Here is a 17277-nt window from a genome sequence, read left to right as displayed (position 1 = left end):
ACGATATGTCGAAGAAAAGCTCAGTCGAGAAGAACGAGGCCCGCAAGGCGCTGGTGAAGCGCTTTGCGGCCAAGCGGAAGGCGCTCCTCGAGATCGCCAACAACGACGCCCTCGAGATGGAGGAGCGCTTCGAGGCGCGCCTCAAGCTCGCGGAACTGCCGCGCAACTCGTCGGCCACCCGCATCCGCAACCGTTGCGGCATGACCGGCCGTCCGCGCGCCTACTACCGCAAGATGGGCATCTCGCGCGTGGCGCTGCGCGAGCTTGGCAACCGGGGCCTGATCCCCGGCTTGGTCAAGTCGAGCTGGTAAGGAGGTCCCCATGGTTAACGATCCCGTGGGCGACATGCTCACCCGCATCCGCAACGGCCAGCTGCGCCGTCGCAACGTCGTCCAGACGCCCGGCTCGCGCCTGCGCGCCAGCGTCCTCGACGTGCTGAAGTCCGAGGGCTACATCCGCGACTACGCGGCGACCGACCTCGGCAACGGCCGCACCGAGTTCGCCATCGAGCTCAAGTACTACGACGGACGCCCGGTGATCCGCGAGATCAAGCGCGTCTCGAAGCCGGGCCGCCGGGTCTACTCGTCGGTCGGCGAGCTGCCGCACGTGGCCGACGGCCTCGGCGTCACCATCGTCTCCACCCCGCAGGGCGTCATGGCCGACCACGAGGCGCGCGAGCGCAACGTCGGCGGTGAAGTGCTCTGCACCGTGTTCTGATCGGGACGGAGGAGGTTATCCCATGTCTCGCGTAGGCAAGAAGCCGGTCCCCGTGCCGGCCGGCGTTACCGCCACGGTCACCGGTCAGACGGTGAAGATGAAGGGTTCGAAGGGCGAGCTGTCGTTCGTCGTTCCCGCCCTCGTCAACGTGGCCCTGAAGGACGGCGCGATCTCGGTCGAGCCGATCAACCAGTCCAAGCCGGCGCGCTCCCTCTGGGGCACGTCGCGGGCGCAGATCGCCAACATCGTCGAGGGCGTGTCGAAGGGCTTCGAGAAGAAGCTCGAGATCACGGGCGTCGGCTATCGTGCGGCGATGGCCGGCAAGGCCCTCAAGCTGTCGCTCGGCTACAGCCACGACATCGAGTACGAGATCCCGGCCGGGATCACGATCGCGACCCCGAAGCCCACCGAGATCACGATCTCCGGGATCAACCGCCAGCAGGTCGGTCAGGTCGCCGCCGAGATCCGCGATTACCGCGGACCCGAGCCCTACAAGGGCAAGGGCGTGAGGTATGCGGGCGAGTTCATCTTCCGCAAGGAAGGCAAGAAGAAGTAAGGAGGGCATCATGTCTCGCAAGCTCGAAGCCCTCGATCGCCGCAAGGCGCGCGTCCGCCGCGCGCTGCGGGCGGCCGCCAACGGCCGTCCGCGGCTCTCGGTGTTCCGCTCGTCGAAGCAGATCTACGTGCAGGTCATCGACGACGTCGCCGGCAAGACGCTGGCCTCGGCCTCGTCGATCGACAAGGCTCTCAAGGGCGAACTCAAGACCGGCGCCGACGTCGCCGCCGCCAAGGCGGTGGGCAAGCTCGTCGCCGAGCGCGCCAAGGCCGCGGGCGTCACGAAGGTGATCTTCGACCGCTCCGGCTACATCTATCACGGCCGCGTCGCTGCCGTGGCCGAGGCCGCCCGCGAGGGCGGCCTGGAGTTCTAAGTCACGACGGCGGGCCGGGCGGATCCACTTCGCCCGGCATATCCGAAAACCCGATCGAGCGAGCGGCCCCGCCGGCCGCGTCAGTGAGATGGACAGGTAGACAACATGGCACGTGAACGTGAAGGCGGGGGCCGCGGCCGCCGCGATGATCGCGAGGAGCGCGACAGCGAGTTCGTGGACAAGCTCGTCCACATCAACCGCGTCGCCAAGGTGGTGAAGGGCGGCCGTCGCTTCGGCTTCGCGGCGCTCGTCGTCGTCGGTGACCAGAAGGGCCGCGTCGGCTTCGGCCACGGCAAGGCCCGTGAGGTTCCGGAAGCCATCCGCAAGGCGACGGAAGCCGCCAAGCGCGGCCTGATCCGCGTCTCGCTCCGCGAGGGCCGGACCCTGCACCACGACGTCAACGGTCGTCACGGGGCCGGCAAGGTGATCCTCCGCGCGGCCCCGCAGGGCACCGGCATCATCGCCGGCGGTCCGATGCGCGCCGTGTTCGAGACGCTCGGCATGCAGGACGTCGTCGCCAAGTCGCTGGGGTCCTCGAACCCCTACAACCTCGTGCGCGCCACCTTCGAGGCGCTCAAGAACGAGGACAGCCCGCGCTCCGTGGCGGCCCGCCGCGGCATCAAGGTTTCGACGCTCCAGTCGCGTCGCCGCGATGCCGACCCGGCGGACCAGTCCGAAGCCGCGGTCGCGTAAGGGGAGGGTCCGATGGCACAGAAGACTCTCCGCGTCGAGCAGATCGGCTCGCCGATCCGCCGCGAGGCCAGCCAGCGCCAGACGCTGATCGGCCTGAAACTCAACAAGCTCCACCGCGTGTCCGAGCTGGAGGATACTCCCTCCGTGCGCGGCATGATCCGCAAGGTTGCGCACCTCGTGCGCGTCCACGGCGACGTGGCGTGAGGAGGTCCCGATGAAGCTCAACGAGATCAGCGACAACCCGGGCGCAACCAAGAACCGGATGCGTGTCGGCCGGGGCATCGGCTCCGGAAAGGGCAAGACCGCGGGCCGCGGCGTGAAGGGCCAGAAGGCCCGGACCGGCGTGTCCATCAAGGGCTTCGAGGGCGGTCAGATGCCGCTGCATCGTCGCCTGCCGAAGCGCGGCTTCAACAACCTGTACGCCCAGGACCTGAACGAGGTGAACCTCGGCCGGATCCAGGAGGCCGTCGACGCGGGCAAGCTCGACAAGGCCGCCACCGTGACGGTGGAGAGCCTCGTCGCCGCCGGCATCATCGCCCGTCCCCGCGACGGCGTGAAGCTGCTCGGTGTCGGCGAGCTGACCGCGAAGCTCAGCTTCGAGGTGACCCGCGCCTCCAAGTCCGCCGTCGAGGCGGTCGAGAAGGCCGGTGGCTCGGTCAGCACCGTCTACGCCCAGGGTGCCTCCACCCGCGGCGGCAGCGAGGCGGCCACGTCCTGACGGGAGCGACTCCGGAACCCGTTGCACGGGCTCCGCGCACCCTTTAAGCCGATCCTTCGAGCGGCGGCCCTGCGACCACGCGGGCCGCCGTTTTTCGTTTCATCCGGGCACCCTTCGCCCGGCGACATGTCCAGGACGCGACGCTTATGGCCTCAGCCGCCGAGCAGCTTGCCGCCAACCTCAACTTCGGTGCGATCGCCAAGGCCGATGAGCTGAAGAAGCGCATCTGGTTCACGCTCGGCGCCCTCGTGGTGTTCCGGCTGGGCACGTACATCCCGATCCCCGGCATCGACCCGGAGCAGTTCGCCCGGAACTTCCAGCAGCAGGCGGGCGGCGTGCTGGGCCTGTTCAACATGTTCTCGGGCGGCGCCGTGGAGCGCATGGCGATCTTCGCCCTGAACATCATGCCCTACATCTCGGCCTCGATCATCGTGCAGCTTCTGACCTCGGTGATCCCGAGCCTGGAAGCGCTGAAGAAGGAGGGCGAGTCGGGCCGCAAGGTCATCAACCAGTACACCCGCTACCTGACGGTGGTGCTGGCACTGGTGCAATCCTGGGGCATCGCGATCGGCCTCCAGGGCTCCTCGGCCGCGATCGATCCGGGCCCGTTCTTCCTGGCCTCGACGGTGATCACCCTCACGGGCGGCACCCTGTTCCTGATGTGGCTCGGCGAGCAGATCACCTCGCGCGGCATCGGCAACGGCTCCTCGCTGATCATCTTCGCCGGCATCGTGGCCCACCTTCCGGTAGCGATCGCGGGCGCGCTGGAGCTAGGCCGCACCGGCGCCCTGTCGCCGGCGATCATCCTGGGCGTCGGCGTCGCGGCCGTGGCGCTCGTCTACTTCATCGTTTTCATGGAGCGGGCCCAGCGCCGGCTGCTGATCAACTACCCGAAGCGCCAGGTCGGCAACCGGATGTACGAGGGCCAGACCTCGTTCCTGCCGCTCAAGCTCAACACCTCGGGCGTGATCCCGCCGATCTTCGCCTCGTCGCTGCTGCTGCTGCCGGCCACCGCCGCGAGCTTCTCGGCCAACGGCGGCGCCACCGGCTGGCTCGGCACGGTCACGGCCTATCTCGGCCACGGAACGCCGCTGTTCATGGTGCTCTACGCGGCGCTGATCATCTTCTTCACGTTCTTCTACACCGCGGTGGTCTTCAATCCGCAGGAGACGGCCGACAACCTGAAGAAGCACGGCGGCTTCATCCCGGGCATCCGCCCGGGCGAGCGCACCGCGGCCTTCATCGACAAGGTGCTGACCCGCATCACGGTGATCGGCGCCCTGTACCTGACCCTCGTGTGCCTCTGCCCGGAGATCCTGTCGTCCTACGCGGCGGCCAGCCTCGGCTTCGGCGGCACCTCGCTGCTCATCGTGGTCTCGGTCACAATGGACACGGTGGCGCAGATCCACGGGCACCTGATGGCCCATCAGTACGAGGGCCTCGTGAAGAAGGCCAAGCTGCGTGGCGCCTCGACCACGCAACGGCGGCGCTGAGCCTGCTACAGAGGCGGGCCGACTCCCAGGAGCCGTCCCGCCTCTGGCCCAAAGGTCTGGATGCCTCCCCGGCGCGGACCGGCTAGAAATCCCTGAACCCGGCGATGCCAGGGAGGCTTCGCCACCACGGCTTGTGCCCACTGAGAGAGTGGGCCGAACGAGGACAACGCCATGCGCATCATTCTGCTCGGGCCGCCCGGTGCGGGGAAGGGGACGCAATCCGAGCGGATCGTACAGCGCTTCGGCATCCCGCAGCTCTCCACCGGCGACATGCTCCGTGCCGCGGTGGCCGCCGGTACGCCGGTAGGCCTCGAGGCCAAGGCCGTGATGGAATCCGGCGGCCTCGTCTCCGACCGGATCGTCGTCGGCATCGTCGCCGACCGGATCGAGGAGCCGGACGCCCGCCGCGGCTTCATCCTCGACGGCTTCCCGCGTACGGTCGCGCAGGCCGAGGCGCTCGGCGAGATGCTCGCCAGCAAGGGGCTGAGCCTGTCCGCGGTCGTCGAGCTGAAGGTCGATGAGAACGCCCTGGTCGGCCGCATCGAGAAGCGCGCCGCCGAGACCCTGGCCCGCGGCCAGGCCGTTCGGAAGGACGACACCCCCGAGGTGTTCAAGCAGCGGCTCGAGGCCTACCGCGCCCAGACCGCCCCCCTCTCGGCCTACTACGCGCAGAAGGGCACGCTGGAGACCATCGACGGCATGCAGCCGATCGACAAGGTCACCGCCGACCTGATGGCGGTGCTTGAGCCGCACGAGGAGCGCGTAGCCTCCTGACGCGATCGCGGCGCGCTGACCGATCGGTCAAGCGCGCCCGTGAACCCGGCGGTATCTCGGCTAGTTATGGGCTGGATCCACGATCGGAAACGCCATGACCGTCCGCCTTCTCGCCACCGCGTCCGTCCTGCTCGCGATGGCCGTCCCGCCGCTGCCGGCCTTCGCGCAGAGCCCGGCCCAGTCCTTCGTGTACGGCCAGAAGCGGTTCCGCCACGCCTGCCGGCCGCCGCTCAAGTACGCGGCGGGGACCTGCGTCCGCCGCTGCCCGGCGGGCTACCAGACCATGGGCGGCTACTGCCGGTTGCGGAACCAGGGCTTCCGCTGAGACGTCGCGCAGGCCGGCACGGTCCCGGGAGCCCGCGGCCGGGACCGGCGCTCAGATCCGTCCTTCGCGGCGGAGGCTCCCGAAGAAGTTGACGATGTCCATCTGCAGCGACCGATGGCCGAACAGGCGGAACGGGTAGCCGTCCGCGGTGCCGTCGCGCAGCTCGATCATCGCCGTCATCGTGTTGTAGCGGAACACCATGCGGCGCCCGACGAAGGTCGCCCAGAGCAGCGGCGGCCCGCCATCCTCGTCTTGGAGCGCGACCGAGCCGGGCTCCGCCTCGGCGAGCACGCCGCCGATCACCGCCAGCGTGACCGGCATGACCTCTTCCAGGGTCTCCTCCGCGGCGCGCAGCACCGAGTCGGCGAAGGCCCGCAGGGTCGCGCCGTCACTCGTCAGAACCGCCATCTCCGCTCCTCGAGCACATGTGTCGGGCAGGCATCGTGCGCGTGGCGGGACAGAGCCATGGCGACCCGTCGTTGACATTGGGTCGCCCGCGCGCTAGCAGGCCCTCCTTCGTCCAACCGAACGATGGTCCGAGGTGCCCTGTCCAGGGCTGCCCGCGGGCCGCGTCGTCGTTTCACGTGCGCAGGGGCCGGCCTCCACCGGACGCGCACGGCACTGGCCCGGATCCGCGGGCCCGACATGGAGAGTGATCGTGGCCCGTATCGCAGGCGTCAACATCCCGACCAACAAGCGCGTCGTCATCGCGCTCCAGTACATCCACGGCATCGGCGCCAAGAAGGCCGAGGAGATCACCCAGAAGGTGAACATCCCGGCCGAGCGTCGCGTCAACCAGCTGACCGACGCCGAGGTTCTCTCGATCCGCGAGACGATCGACCGTGACTACCTCGTCGAGGGCGACCTCCGCCGCGACGTGTCGATGAACATCAAGCGTCTGATGGATCTCGGCGCCTATCGCGGTCTGCGTCACCGCAAGCAGCTGCCGGTCCGCGGCCAGCGCACGCACACCAACGCCCGCACCCGCAAGGGCAAGGCGAAGCCGATCGCCGGCAAGAAGAAGTAAGCCTCTGGAACTCGGAGGCCGCGCTCCGCTCGGCCTCCGTTCCGTCGCGCCGGGTGTCCCGCATCGGGTCCGGCGTCGGTTGGAGCGCCCTGCACGGACGCTCCGGCCAAGTCCCGAAAGAATCCCGAGCGCCTGGCATTACGGGCGCGCCTGAAGGAAGAGTGAGACCAGAATGGCCAAGGAACCGCAACGCGTCCGTCGCCGCGAGCGCAAGAACATCGTGTCGGGCGTCGCCCACGTGAACGCCTCGTTCAACAACACGATGATCACCATCACGGACGCGCAGGGCAACACGATCTCGTGGTCGTCGGCCGGCGCGATGGGCTTCAAGGGCTCGCGCAAGTCGACCCCGTACGCCGCCCAGGTCGCCGCCGAGGATGCTGGCCGCAAGGCCGCCGAGCACGGCATGCGCACCCTCGAGGTCGAGGTGTCGGGTCCGGGTTCGGGCCGCGAGTCGGCGCTGCGCGCCCTCCAGGCCGCGGGCTTCACGGTGACGTCGATCCGTGACGTGACGTCGATCCCGCACAACGGCTGCCGGCCGCGCAAGCGCCGCCGCGTCTGATCCGAAGCTGCGAAGCCTTTTGACGGAGAAGCTCATGACGGGATCGAAGCCGCTTCCGGGCGTGCTGCGTTGGAACCTCGGCGACCTCACGGTCACCGCGCTCAACGACGGCTGGTTTCAGGCCAGCCTCGATCTCGTCACGGGTATCTCCAAGGAGGAGGCCGGGCGGCTCCAGTTGGCGGGCTTCCGCACCGAGCAGCCCAAGATCACGCTGAACGCGTTCCTGATCACGGGTCCCGGCCTCAAGCCGACCCTGATCGACACGGGTTACGGCGACCTCGCGCCGGCACCGACCCTGGGTCGGGCCGGCGCGGCGCTCGCGCTCACCGGCATCGAGCCGGAGGAGATCGGCACGGTGCTCGTCAGCCACCTGCATCCCGACCATGTCGGCGGTCTCGTGAAGGACGGCGCGGCGCGCTACCCGAACGCCGAGATCGTGCTGCACGCCGACGAGGCGGCGCACTGGCTTCCGGACGAGGCGCTGACCAAGGCGCCGGAGGCCGCGAAGCCCTACTTCGAGGGCGCCCGCAAGGCGCTCGCGCCCTACGCCGGCAAGGTGCGCGAGCACCGCGGCGGCGAGGTTCTGCCGGGGATCACGGCGGTCCCTCTGCCCGGCCACACGCCGGGCCATTGCGGTTTCCGCATCGTCTCCGGTGGACAGTCGCTGATGATGTGGACCGACGTGGTGCACCTGCCGGCGATCCAGTTCAAGAACCCGGAGGCCGGCGTCGGCTTCGACGTCGACGGCGACCAGGCGCGGGAGACGCGCAAGCGGATCCTGGACGAGGTGGCTCGGGAGCGGACGCTCATCGCCGGCGGCCATCTCGAATTCCCAGCGCTCGGCTACGTGGATCGGGACGGTGCTGGCTACAGCTTCGTGCCGGTGCTGTGGGTCGGCGGCGAGTAACGGCGGACAGACATTCAGGGACCGTTCGGGGCGCCAGGGGGCGGCACCGGGCGGCCGAAGCGCGGGGACGGGCGTCGCGGATCCCGGGCAAGGACGAGAGGTAGGATCGTGGTCATTCAGAAGAATTGGCAGGAACTGATCAAGCCGAACAAGCTGCAGGTCACGACCGGCGACGACCCCAAGCGGGTCGCCACGGTCGTCGCCGAGCCGCTCGAGCGCGGCTTCGGCACGACGCTGGGCAACGCCCTGCGCCGCGTGCTCCTGTCGTCGCTCCAGGGCGCGGCCGTGACCTCGGTGCAGATCGACGGCGTGCTGCACGAGTTCTCGTCGATCCCGGGCGTGCGCGAGGACGTCACCGACATCGTCCTGAACATCAAGACCATCGCGATCCGCTCGCAGACGGACGCGCCGAAGCGCATGACCCTGCGCAAGACCGGCCCGGGCCTCGTCACCGCGGGCGACATCGGCACGGTCGGCGACATCCAGATCCTGAACCCCGACCTCGTGATCTGCACCCTCGACGACGGCGCCGAGATCCGCATGGAGTTCACGGTCGCGACCGGCAAGGGCTACGTCCCGGCCGAGCGCAACCGTCCCGAGGACGCGCCGATCGGCCTGATCCCGGTCGACTCGCTGTTCTCGCCGGTCACCAAGGTCAGCTACCGCGTCGAGACGACCCGCGAGGGCCAGGATCTCGACAAGGACAAGTTGACCATGACGGTCGAGACCAACGGCGCGGTCTCGCCGGAGGATGCCCTGGCCTACGCCGCGCGCATCATCCAGGACCAGCTCCAGGTCTTCGTGAACTTCGAGGATCCGCGCAAGGAAGAGGCCGCGCCGCTCGCGCCGCAGCTGCCCTTCAACCCGGCGCTGCTCAAGAAGGTCGACGAGCTGGAGCTGTCGGTCCGCTCGGCGAACTGCCTGAAGAACGACAACATCGTCTACATCGGCGACCTGATCCAGAAGTCCGAGGGCGAGATGCTGCGGACGCCGAACTTCGGTCGCAAGTCGCTCAACGAGATCAAGGAAGTGCTCGCCGGCATGGGCCTGCACCTCGGGATGGACATCCCCGGCTGGCCGCCGGAGAACATCGAGGATCTCGCCAAGCGCTTCGAGGAACACTACTGAGAGGCGAAACTGCCTCGAGCTGAACCGGGCGGCGCTCCACGGCGCCGCCCGTCCGGCCGATCGAGACCCGGGACATCGCTGCGCCGGCGCGAGGTCCCACAGAATCCCGCCGCGGGGTCACGCGGACTCAACCGCCCCGTTCCCCGGGGCACCCGGCCGTACCGTGGCACGGCGGCCGAGACGAGAAGGAAGCCAGCACCATGCGTCACGCCTACCGCGGCCGCCGTTTCAATCGCACCGCCGAGCATCGCAAGGCGATGTTCGCCAACATGTCCGCCGCGCTGATCAAGCACGAGCAGATCGTCACCACCCTGCCGAAGGCGAAGGACCTGCGTCCGGTCGTCGAGAAGCTGATCACGCTCGGCCGCATCGACAGCGTGCACACCCGCCGCCTCGCCATGGCGCAGCTGCGCGACGCCGACATGGTCAAGAAGCTCTTCACCGTGCTCGGCCCGCGCTACAAGGGCCGTCCGGGCGGCTACTGCCGGATCATGAAGGCCGGCTTCCGCCAGGGCGACAACGCCCCGCTCGCGGTGATCGAGTTCGTCGACCGCGACGTCGAGGCCCGCGGCAAGGATTCCGGTCCGAGCCAGGTCGCCGACGCCGCCTGATCGGCACGGAGCGTCCCGACGCTCCCGGTCTCTGAGAAGCCGTCCCGGATCCCCCGGGGCGGCTTCTCGCGTTTCGCCGCGTCGTCTCCGCGAGCGCGGCGAAGCGATCCAGGGCGCGCACGGTCTCGAGCTGTCCCGTGTCCCGGGGTCGCTGCGCTCGCGATGACCGAGACGCGCCGATCATGAAAAAAACCCGCCGGCTCGCGCCGACGGGTTTGAAGCAGGGTCCACGTCTCGGATGGTCGCGGGAGCTCGCCCTGGGCGGCCCGTGTCAGACAGGCCGGGAACTCGACCGCGCCGCGCTCCGAAAACCCCTATCCCTGCCGAAACTCGTCCGGTGGACCGTCCTGGTCCAGGTCGTTGTCACGCCTGCGGCGCGGGAAGATGCCGTGATCGCTCATGGTCCACCTCCTCTTCGTAACCCGGGGCCTGCGGGCCCCACCCAGGGAGAATGAGCCGGCAATCGATTGGTTGCAAGTCCCCCGTCAGGCGGCGGGCCCGGCCGCGCCGTCGAGCAGCGTCGCGACCCGGGCCGCGAGGTCGGCGGAGCGGAACGGCTTCGTGAGGACCGGCAGGTCGTCGGGGATCTGCATCGCCTCGGCGTGGCCGGTGAGGATCAGGACCGGCAGGCGCGGATCCCGGTCGCGGATCTCGGCGGCCAGCTCGATGCCGCTCATGCCGGGCATGGCGAGGTCGGCCACGACGATGTCGTAGCGGTCGTCCCGGAGGAGCCGGAGCGCGGCCTCGCCGTCGCCGGCCTCCGTGGTGCTGTGGCCGAAGCCGTTGAGGAACGAGGCCGTCACGTGGCGCACCTGCGGATCGTCGTCGACGATCAGGACGCGGGCCCGTCGCCCGACGACCGGGATGGCACCGGAGGCCTCGGCCGCCTGCTCGGGCGCCTGGTCGGCGAAGGGGAGGGCGAGCTCCACGCGGGTGCCCCGACCGACCACGCTGTCGATCACCAGCCGCCCCTTGGATTGCTGCGCGAGGCCGAACACCATGGCGAGGCCGAGCCCCGTGCCCTGGCCGACGGCCTTGGTGGTGAAGAACGGCTCGCACACCCGGCGCAGGATCTCCTCCGGGATGCCGGTGCCCTCGTCGGTGACGCTGATGCCGAGATAGGTGCCGTCGGCGATCTCGGGATCGTCGCTGATGGCGAGCCGGCGCGTCGCCACCGTGATCGCGCCCCCGTCCGGCATGGCGTCCCGGGCATTGATGCAGAGGTTGAGCACGGCGAGCTCGAGCTGGTCCGGATCGACCTGGACCGCCGGCAGACCGTCCTCGAGGTCGGTCCGGACCGTGACGAGGCCGCCGAGGCTGCGGCCGAACAGGTCGCTCATCCCGGTGATCAGGGTGTTCACGTCGACGGCGCGCGCCTGGAGGTCGTGGGCGCGGCTGAAGCTGAGGAGACGCTTGGTCAGGGAGGCCCCGCGCTCGGCGGCGCCGCGGGCGTTCTCGATCAGGCGCTGGACCCGCGGCTGGTCGGCGACCTTCGGGCCCGCGAGCTCGAGGCTGCCGAGGATCGCGGTCAGCAGGTTGTTGAAATCGTGCGCGATGCCGCCCGCGAGGGTGCCCAGCGCCTGCATCTTGTCCGACTGGCGCAGGCGCGCCTCGAGGGTCCGCTGCTCGGTCACGTCGCGCTCGATCATCGCGAGGTGGCTGATCGTCCCGCCCGCGTCGCGGATCGGCACCCGCGTCACGTGGCTCCACTGCTCGGCGCCGGTCGGGCCGTCGCTGATGAGGCTCTCGGCCACCGCGCCGGACCGGATCGCGGCCTCGTCCGCCGCCGTCACGGCCTCCGCCTTCGGGCCGAGGAGTTCGTCCTCGCGCCGTCCCAGGCTGGCGGCGATGTCGTGGCCGAGGAGGGCGGCCTTGCGGCCGTTCAGCCGCACGAAGCGGCCCGCCGCGTCCTTGAAGCTGATCGCGTCCTGGGCGTGGTCGAGGAGGCCGCGCAGGAGTGCCCGCTCGGTGGCGAGGTCCCGGCCGAGGCGATGGCGCTCGAAGGCCTGCCGGACCGTGGAGCGGAGCAGCCCGGCATCCCAGGGCTTGGTCACGTAGCCGACGATGCCGCCGCGATTGAGGGCGGCGATCACCGCGGTGATGTCGGCGTAGCCGGTCAGCAGGATCGCCTGCGCGTCGTGGAAGGTGCGGGCCTCGGCGAGGAGCGCGTCGCCGGTGAGGCCCGGCATCCGCTGGTCCGAGAGCACGACGGCGATGTCGGGCTCGGCGCGCAGGATCTCCAGCGCCTCGGCCGGGCGCGAGGTCGTAAGAACCCGGTAGGACTCCTCGAACAGGTCCTCCAGGGCGATCAGGATGTCCGGCTCGTCGTCGACGGCCAGGATCGTCCCTACACCTGCCGTACCGTCACTCATGCACTGGCCGCCTGCCGCGGAATCCCGATCACGAAGCAGGCTCCCCCACCCGGGGCCGTCTCCACGGTGAGCGAGCCGCTATGCGCTTGAACGACGCTGTAGGCAATCGCAAGACCCAGGCCCGTACCGGATCCGACCGGTTTCGTCGTGAAGAACGGCTCAAAGATCTTCTCTCGCAGCGTATCCGGGATCCCGGGACCGGTATCGCTGATGCGGATCTCGTCGAGTTCGGGGTTCGACTGCGTCGTGATCCGGATCGTGCCGCCCTCCGGCATGGCGTCGGCGGCGTTGCCCAGGATGTTCATCACCACCTGATTGAGCAGCGCCGGGGTGCAGTGGATCTCGGCGCGACCCACGAAGCTGCGCTCCACGGCGATGCGCTCGCCGAGCTTGTGCTGGATCAGCGCGAGGACCGTCTCGATCGCCTCCGGCACGTTGACCAGGGCGCGCTCGCCCTCGTCGAGGCGCGAGAATTTCCGCAGGTTCAGCACCAGATCCTGGATGCGGGTCAGCCCCATCCGCATCGAGCCGACCCGCTGCCGGGCCTTGTCGATGGCGCGGGCGGCCTCCTCCGGGGCGGCGTCCGGCAACTCGCCCAGCAGGCGCTCGACCGTACCCTGGTGGGCCAGGATGAAGGCCAGGGGATTGTTGATCTCGTGGGCGATGCCGGCCACCAGCTCGCCCAGCGAGGCCATCTTGGCGGCCTGGACGAGCTTGGACTGGGCCTCGGTGAGCTGGCGGTTGGCGTCGGCGAGGTCGCGATTGGCCCGCTCCAAGGCGTCGGCGAGGCCCGCCCGGGCCTCGGCCGCCTCGGCCTCGGCGCGGGCGCGCTCCACCGCCCGCTCGCGCTCGCCGAACTGGCCGGCGATGCGCCGGTCGTCCTCCTCCAGGAGCCGCCGTCGGACGAAGCCGCGGACTCGGAGCGCCAGCACCTCGGCGTCGGTCTTCGAGACCACGTCGTCTGCGCCGGCCGCGTAGGCCTCGACGAGGAAGTCCTTGGCCGGATCGCTGCCGGCGATGCCGACGAGGTGGAAGCCCGCGCCGGCCGCCTGGCCCGAGCGCCGCTGGCTGATCGCCCGGCACAGGGCGAGTCCGTCGTAGGCGTGGCCCAGGAGATCGACCGTCACGCAGTCGAAGGCCTGGTCGCCGGCGGCCGCGTCCAGGGCGGCCAGCGCCGCCTCCGGCCCGTCGACGCTCGCCACGTGATGCCCGTCCTGGCCCATCACGCCGGCCAGGAAGGTCCGGTAGGTCGCGCTGCCGTCGATCACCAGGACCCGCCCGCGCCGGAACGCGGCCGCGCCCGGGCCCTCGCCGTCGGTCGTCGGCCGGCGCTCGCGCAGCAGGGCGCGGATGCGCAGGATCATCAGGTCGCGGTCGGCGGATTTCGGCAGGTAGGCGTCGGCGCCGCTCTCCAGGCCCTGGCGCTCGCCGCCGCTGCCGCCGGTCAGCATCAGGACGGGCAGGGCCCGGGTGCGCAGGGACAGGCGCATCTGCCGGATCAGCTCGTCGCCGTTCATGCCCGGCAGGTGGTAGTCGGCCACCACGAGGTCGGGCTGGCTGCGGTTGAGATGATCGAGGGCGGTCTCGGCCGAGGCGCAGCGCTCCACCGCGAAGCCGTGCGCCTCGAGCAGCAGGCGCAGTTCCAGGGCCTGCGTCTCCGAATCCTCGACCAGCAGGATCCGGGCCGGCACTTCCGCCGTGCCGGCCTCGCTCACGGCCGCGCCCCCGCGTCCACGAGGCGCAGGACGTGGTCGGCGACGCGGTCGACGGGCAGGATGGCCCGGGCGGCCCCGAGACGCACGGCCGCGGCCGGCATGCCGTAGACGACGGCGGTGCTCTCGTGCTCGGCCACGGTCTGGGCGCCGGCCTTGTGCATGTCGGCGAGACCGACCGCCCCGTCCTCGCCCATGCCGGTGAGCAGCACGCCGATGCCGGAGGCTCCGGATTGCCGGGCCATGGACCGGAACAGCACGGTGGCGGCCGGGCGCTGTCCCGAGACCGGCGCCGAGTCGATCACCCGCAGGATCCGGCCGGAGCCGATCTCCAGGTGGCGGTCGCCGGGGGCCACGTAGACCCGGCCGGGCTCGGCGCGCTCACCGTCCTGCGCGAGGGAGACCGGCAGGGCCACGACGCTGTCGAGCCAGCTGGCGAACCCGTCCATGAAGGCCGCGCCCATGTGCTGGACGACCAGGACCGGCAGGGGGAAGTCCTTGGGCAGGGCACCGATCACCCGCGCCAGCGCCGGGGGACCGCCCGTCGAGGCGGCGATGCCCAGGAGGCTCGGGGCCTGCCCGGACAGCTCGGCCAGCGGCGCCGGCGGCGCGGCGGTGCGGCCGGCCCACTCGGTGCCGATCGGGCGGCGGCGGATGACCGGCACCTGGGCCATGATCCGCAGCTGCGTGCAGATCTCGCCGGCGACGCCCTCGTAGCCGGCATGGGTCGTGGCCACGGGCTTCTCGACCACCGAGAGCGCCCCGGCCCGGAGCGCGTTCATCGAGATGCGCAGCGAGGAATCCTCGACCGAGTCCGCCACCACGACGATCGGGGTCGGGTGCTCGGCCATGATCCGGCGCGTCGTCTCGAGGCCGTCGATCCCCGGGAGGCGGATATCCATCGAGATCACGTCCGGCCGCACGGTCCGGAGCCTGTCGAGGGCCTCCTCGCCGGAGGCGACCGCGGCCACGAGTTCGAGGCGGGGATCGCGGGAGACGATGTGGCGCAGCAGCTCGCGCACCACGAGGCTGTCCTCCACGAGCATCACACGGACGGGGGTCATAGGAGCTGCCCGATCGTATCCAGCAGCTGGCGCTGGTCGAACTTCTGCTTGGTCAGGTAGGCGTCGGCGCCGAGATCCAGGCCCCGCGCGACGTCGGCGGCGTCCCCGCGGGAGGTCATCAGGATCGTCGGTAGCCGGGCGAAGCGCTCGTCGGCCCGCAGGGCCTTGAGGAGGCCGAACCCGTCGAGGCGCGGCATCTCCACGTCGGCGAGCACCAGGTTCACGGGCTCGATCTCGGCGCGCAGCCGGTCGAGGGCGTCCTGCCCGTCGACGCAGACGACCACGCGGTAGCCGGCGGCTTCCAAGATTCCCTTCTCCAGAGTCCGGGTGGTGATCGAATCGTCGACGACCAGGATCGTCGCGCGCGCGGACGCGCCCGGCGTGGCGTGAGTCGTCGAACGTGGAGCCGGCGCCATCGTTCCGAGCGAACCGCCGGACATCCCGGCCTGGGCGCGCGCCGCGAGACCCTCCGGGTCGAGGACGAGCACCGGCACGTCCCCGTGCAGCACCGCCGTGCCGGCGATCAGCCCCGGATCGGCGCCGAAATCCGGCGCGGGCAGGACCAGGAACGGGCGGACGTCGTGCAGGCGGTCGACCGCCAGGGCCAGGCGGCCGCCGCCGGTCCGGAGCACCACGGCGGTCAGGGTGGCGGGATCGGCCGGGTCGGCGACCTGTCCGAGGATCGCGGCGAGGTCCGTCACCGGGTGGCTCGTCGCGGCCTCCCCGTCGCCGAGGCGCACGATCGTCCGGCCCATGGCGACGGGTAGCTCGCCCCGTTTCAGGCGCAGGAGGCGCTCCACGGCGCCCCCGGGGAGCGCGTAGCTGCGCCCGGCCGCCTCGACCAGCAGCAGGCTGCGCCGGGCCGCCGAGAGCGGCAGGCTGAAGATCAGGGCGGTTCCGGCCGGGTCGCGCGGCTCCAGGCGGACGCTGCCCATGAGCTGGCGGGCGGCGTCCGCGGCGACCGAGAGGCCGTAGCCGCGGCCCGACAGGGTGTCGACCGCCTCGGCGGTGGAGAAGCCGGGCTCGAACACGAGGCGGAGCAGGGTGTCGGGTTCCGCGGCGGACGCGGGGGCGAGGAGGCCGCGCTCGCGGGCCGTCGCCTCGATCCGGGCGAGGTCCGGGCCGGGCCCGTCGTCGGACACGGTGACCTGGAGGCGGGAGCCGCGCACCGCGACCTCCAGGCCGAGGCACAGGGCCTCCGGCTTGCCGGCCGCGCGCCGCACCTCCGGCGCCTGCCAGCCGTGGCTGAGGGCGTTGCGCAGGGCGTGGAGCAGCGGGTCCTTCAGGGCCTGCAGCGTGCCGCGCTCCACCGGCAGGTCGAGGCCCCGCAGGTCGAGATCGACCTCGCGGCCCTGCTCCCGGGCGGTCTCGCGCAGCGACCTTGCGAGGGGGGCCAGGACACTCTCGGCCGGGACCAGGGCGAGGCGCTCGGCGGCGGCGCGGACGCGGGTCGCGGCGCCCTCGACCGCGCTGGTCGCGGAGGCCTGGCGCCGCGACAGGTCCGCGGCCTCCCGGGCGAAGGCGCCGGCGCGCGCCGCGAGGGCGCGCCATTCGGGCCGCTCCGCGCCGGCCCCGGCCGCGAGGGCCTCGGCGCCGACGCGCAGGTCGCGGGCGAGCCGGGCGAGCCGGGCGAGGCTGTCGGCCGCTGGCGCCTGGCCCGCCAGGGTGCTGGCGAGATCGTGGCTCGCCCGGGCCAGCGCCTCGACGGCGTCCGCCGGCACCCGCAGGATCGCCGCGGAGGCCTCCGCCGGCTCTGAGCCGGGCTTCGGCGCGGCCGGCGGCGGCGCGGGCGGGGCCTCCGGGGCGACGGGCGGGGCGGGAACCGGTGGCGGAGCGGGCGGCGGGGCGGGCGGGTCCGCCGGCGGCGTCTCGCCCGGGAGCCGGAGGACGCGGCCGAGGGCCGCCAGGGCGTCGGGCAGCATGTCCGGACCGGCCCCGTCGGTGAGGCCGGCGACGTACGACTCGATCCGATCGAGGGCGAGGTGGACGGCGTTGGCCGCCTCGCGGTCGAGGGCGGTGGCGCCGGTGCGCACGCCCTCGAACAGCGTCTCGAGACGGTGGGCCACCGCCTCGACCGCCGGAAGGTCGACGGCGCGCGAGGCGCCCTTCAGGCTGTGGGCGCGGCGGAAGACGTCGTTCCAGTCCGGCGTGGCGCTGCCGAGCGCCCCGCGGATCGCCGCCACGTGCTCCCGGTGCTCGACGTCGAAGGCGGCGAGCAGGAGCTTGCGGATATCCTCGGCCAAGG

The 17277-nt window shown here is 71.2% G+C and carries 20 protein-coding genes; 15 read left to right on the top strand and 5 right to left on the bottom strand.

The features are described 5' to 3' along the window. Positions 1 to 5: 5 nt before the first annotated feature. The 10 genes from rpsN to LOK46_RS11870 all read left to right on the top strand — a co-directional run bounded on the left by rpsN (position 6) and on the right by LOK46_RS11870 (position 5649). Positions 6 to 311, top strand: coding sequence for a 30S ribosomal protein S14 (gene rpsN, locus LOK46_RS11915; protein ID WP_010686179.1), 306 nt, complete (start codon positions 6 to 8; stop codon positions 309 to 311). 10 nt (positions 312 to 321) lie between these two features. Beyond that, complete coding sequence (gene rpsH / locus LOK46_RS11910; RefSeq protein WP_010686178.1) at positions 322 to 717, top strand: 30S ribosomal protein S8; 396 nt, start codon at positions 322 to 324, stop codon at positions 715 to 717. 22 nt (positions 718 to 739) lie between these two features. Then, positions 740 to 1273, top strand: coding sequence for a 50S ribosomal protein L6 (gene rplF, locus LOK46_RS11905; RefSeq protein ID WP_192711550.1), 534 nt, complete (start codon positions 740 to 742; stop codon positions 1271 to 1273). A 10-nt stretch (positions 1274 to 1283) separates the two neighbouring features. Next, a complete protein-coding gene (rplR, locus tag LOK46_RS11900) occupies positions 1284 to 1646 on the top strand; it encodes a 50S ribosomal protein L18 (protein WP_020096279.1) in 363 nt (120 codons plus the stop codon). A gap of 105 nt (positions 1647 to 1751) precedes the next feature. After that, complete coding sequence (gene rpsE, locus LOK46_RS11895) at positions 1752 to 2339, top strand: 30S ribosomal protein S5 (protein ID WP_043355033.1); 588 nt, start codon at positions 1752 to 1754, stop codon at positions 2337 to 2339. 12 nt (positions 2340 to 2351) lie between these two features. Then, positions 2352 to 2543, top strand: a complete 192-nt coding sequence (rpmD, locus tag LOK46_RS11890) for a 50S ribosomal protein L30 (RefSeq protein ID WP_012319172.1) — start codon at positions 2352 to 2354, stop codon at positions 2541 to 2543. 10 nt (positions 2544 to 2553) lie between these two features. Then, positions 2554 to 3057, top strand: coding sequence for a 50S ribosomal protein L15 (rplO, locus tag LOK46_RS11885; RefSeq protein WP_273563961.1), 504 nt, complete (start codon positions 2554 to 2556; stop codon positions 3055 to 3057). A gap of 146 nt (positions 3058 to 3203) precedes the next feature. Then, the gene (secY, locus tag LOK46_RS11880) at positions 3204 to 4550 is read left to right on the top strand and encodes a preprotein translocase subunit SecY (RefSeq protein ID WP_149314229.1); all 1347 of its coding nucleotides are present in this window, start codon (positions 3204 to 3206) and stop codon (positions 4548 to 4550) included. A gap of 171 nt (positions 4551 to 4721) precedes the next feature. Beyond that, entirely contained in the window at positions 4722 to 5324 is a 603-nt protein-coding gene (locus tag LOK46_RS11875; RefSeq protein ID WP_273563960.1) for an adenylate kinase, read from the top strand. A 94-nt stretch (positions 5325 to 5418) separates the two neighbouring features. Continuing rightward, positions 5419 to 5649, top strand: coding sequence for a hypothetical protein (locus LOK46_RS11870; protein WP_273563959.1), 231 nt, complete (start codon positions 5419 to 5421; stop codon positions 5647 to 5649). Positions 5650 to 5700: 51 nt separating this feature from the next. On the opposite strand, the gene LOK46_RS11865 is transcribed toward LOK46_RS11870, so the two are convergent. Further along, on the bottom strand, positions 5701 to 6057 hold the full coding sequence (locus LOK46_RS11865) for a hypothetical protein (RefSeq protein WP_273563958.1): 357 nt from the start codon (positions 6055 to 6057) through the stop codon (positions 5701 to 5703). A gap of 250 nt (positions 6058 to 6307) precedes the next feature. Between LOK46_RS11865 and rpsM the strand changes: the two genes are divergently transcribed. The 5 genes from rpsM to rplQ all read left to right on the top strand — a co-directional run bounded on the left by rpsM (position 6308) and on the right by rplQ (position 9884). After that, positions 6308 to 6676 carry a 30S ribosomal protein S13 gene (gene rpsM, locus LOK46_RS11860; protein ID WP_091789266.1) on the top strand — a complete coding sequence of 123 codons (369 nt, stop codon included), beginning with the start codon at positions 6308 to 6310 and terminating at the stop codon, positions 6674 to 6676. Positions 6677 to 6848: 172 nt separating this feature from the next. After that, positions 6849 to 7238, top strand: a complete 390-nt coding sequence (gene rpsK, locus LOK46_RS11855) for a 30S ribosomal protein S11 (RefSeq protein WP_010686167.1) — start codon at positions 6849 to 6851, stop codon at positions 7236 to 7238. A 34-nt stretch (positions 7239 to 7272) separates the two neighbouring features. Continuing rightward, positions 7273 to 8145 (top strand): MBL fold metallo-hydrolase, encoded by an 873-nt coding sequence (locus tag LOK46_RS11850; protein ID WP_273563957.1) that lies wholly within the window; start codon positions 7273 to 7275, stop codon positions 8143 to 8145. Positions 8146 to 8253: 108 nt separating this feature from the next. After that, positions 8254 to 9273 carry a DNA-directed RNA polymerase subunit alpha gene (locus LOK46_RS11845; RefSeq protein ID WP_010686165.1) on the top strand — a complete coding sequence of 340 codons (1020 nt, stop codon included), beginning with the start codon at positions 8254 to 8256 and terminating at the stop codon, positions 9271 to 9273. Between the two features lie 200 nt (positions 9274 to 9473). Beyond that, positions 9474 to 9884, top strand: coding sequence for a 50S ribosomal protein L17 (rplQ, locus tag LOK46_RS11840; RefSeq protein ID WP_273563956.1), 411 nt, complete (start codon positions 9474 to 9476; stop codon positions 9882 to 9884). A gap of 485 nt (positions 9885 to 10369) precedes the next feature. Here the strand turns inward: rplQ and LOK46_RS11835 are convergent, their stop codons facing one another. Genes LOK46_RS11835 through LOK46_RS11820 form a run of 4 tightly spaced genes read right to left on the bottom strand, consistent with a single transcriptional unit; the run spans position 10370 to position 17275 of the window. Further along, positions 10370 to 12256, bottom strand: a complete 1887-nt coding sequence (locus tag LOK46_RS11835) for a response regulator (RefSeq protein WP_273563955.1) — start codon at positions 12254 to 12256, stop codon at positions 10370 to 10372. Beyond that, positions 12253 to 13971 (bottom strand): response regulator, encoded by a 1719-nt coding sequence (locus LOK46_RS11830; protein WP_273563954.1) that lies wholly within the window; start codon positions 13969 to 13971, stop codon positions 12253 to 12255. Before LOK46_RS11830 ends, LOK46_RS11835 begins: the two co-directional genes overlap by 4 nt. Next, the gene (gene cheB, locus LOK46_RS11825; protein WP_273563953.1) at positions 13968 to 15032 is read right to left on the bottom strand and encodes a chemotaxis-specific protein-glutamate methyltransferase CheB; all 1065 of its coding nucleotides are present in this window, start codon (positions 15030 to 15032) and stop codon (positions 13968 to 13970) included. The genes LOK46_RS11830 and cheB overlap by 4 nt, the downstream gene beginning before the upstream one ends. Beyond that, the gene (locus tag LOK46_RS11820; RefSeq protein ID WP_273563952.1) at positions 15029 to 17275 is read right to left on the bottom strand and encodes a hybrid sensor histidine kinase/response regulator; all 2247 of its coding nucleotides are present in this window, start codon (positions 17273 to 17275) and stop codon (positions 15029 to 15031) included. Before LOK46_RS11820 ends, cheB begins: the two co-directional genes overlap by 4 nt. Between the last annotated feature and the right edge of the window lie 2 nt (positions 17276 to 17277).

This window comes from Methylobacterium sp. NMS14P (assembly GCF_028583545.1).
Lineage (GTDB): Bacteria > Pseudomonadota > Alphaproteobacteria > Rhizobiales > Beijerinckiaceae > Methylobacterium.
Note: the sequence above shows the minus strand (reverse complement) of the source record. Positions and strands in the feature narration are given on the sequence as shown.

Coding starts and splice junctions, on each gene's coding strand:
- rpsN (WP_010686179.1), top strand. CDS start 6: ATGTCGAAGAAAAGCTCAGTCGAGAAGAACGAGGCCCGCAAGGCGCTG.
- rpsH (WP_010686178.1), top strand. CDS start 322: ATGGTTAACGATCCCGTGGGCGACATGCTCACCCGCATCCGCAACGGC.
- rplF (WP_192711550.1), top strand. CDS start 740: ATGTCTCGCGTAGGCAAGAAGCCGGTCCCCGTGCCGGCCGGCGTTACC.
- rplR (WP_020096279.1), top strand. CDS start 1,284: ATGTCTCGCAAGCTCGAAGCCCTCGATCGCCGCAAGGCGCGCGTCCGC.
- rpsE (WP_043355033.1), top strand. CDS start 1,752: ATGGCACGTGAACGTGAAGGCGGGGGCCGCGGCCGCCGCGATGATCGC.
- rpmD (WP_012319172.1), top strand. CDS start 2,352: ATGGCACAGAAGACTCTCCGCGTCGAGCAGATCGGCTCGCCGATCCGC.
- rplO (WP_273563961.1), top strand. CDS start 2,554: ATGAAGCTCAACGAGATCAGCGACAACCCGGGCGCAACCAAGAACCGG.
- secY (WP_149314229.1), top strand. CDS start 3,204: ATGGCCTCAGCCGCCGAGCAGCTTGCCGCCAACCTCAACTTCGGTGCG.
- LOK46_RS11875 (WP_273563960.1), top strand. CDS start 4,722: ATGCGCATCATTCTGCTCGGGCCGCCCGGTGCGGGGAAGGGGACGCAA.
- LOK46_RS11870 (WP_273563959.1), top strand. CDS start 5,419: ATGACCGTCCGCCTTCTCGCCACCGCGTCCGTCCTGCTCGCGATGGCC.
- LOK46_RS11865 (WP_273563958.1), bottom strand. CDS start 6,057: ATGGCGGTTCTGACGAGTGACGGCGCGACCCTGCGGGCCTTCGCCGAC.
- rpsK (WP_010686167.1), top strand. CDS start 6,849: ATGGCCAAGGAACCGCAACGCGTCCGTCGCCGCGAGCGCAAGAACATC.
- LOK46_RS11850 (WP_273563957.1), top strand. CDS start 7,273: ATGACGGGATCGAAGCCGCTTCCGGGCGTGCTGCGTTGGAACCTCGGC.
- rplQ (WP_273563956.1), top strand. CDS start 9,474: ATGCGTCACGCCTACCGCGGCCGCCGTTTCAATCGCACCGCCGAGCAT.
- LOK46_RS11835 (WP_273563955.1), bottom strand. CDS start 12,256: ATGAGTGACGGTACGGCAGGTGTAGGGACGATCCTGGCCGTCGACGAC.
- cheB (WP_273563953.1), bottom strand. CDS start 15,032: ATGACCCCCGTCCGTGTGATGCTCGTGGAGGACAGCCTCGTGGTGCGC.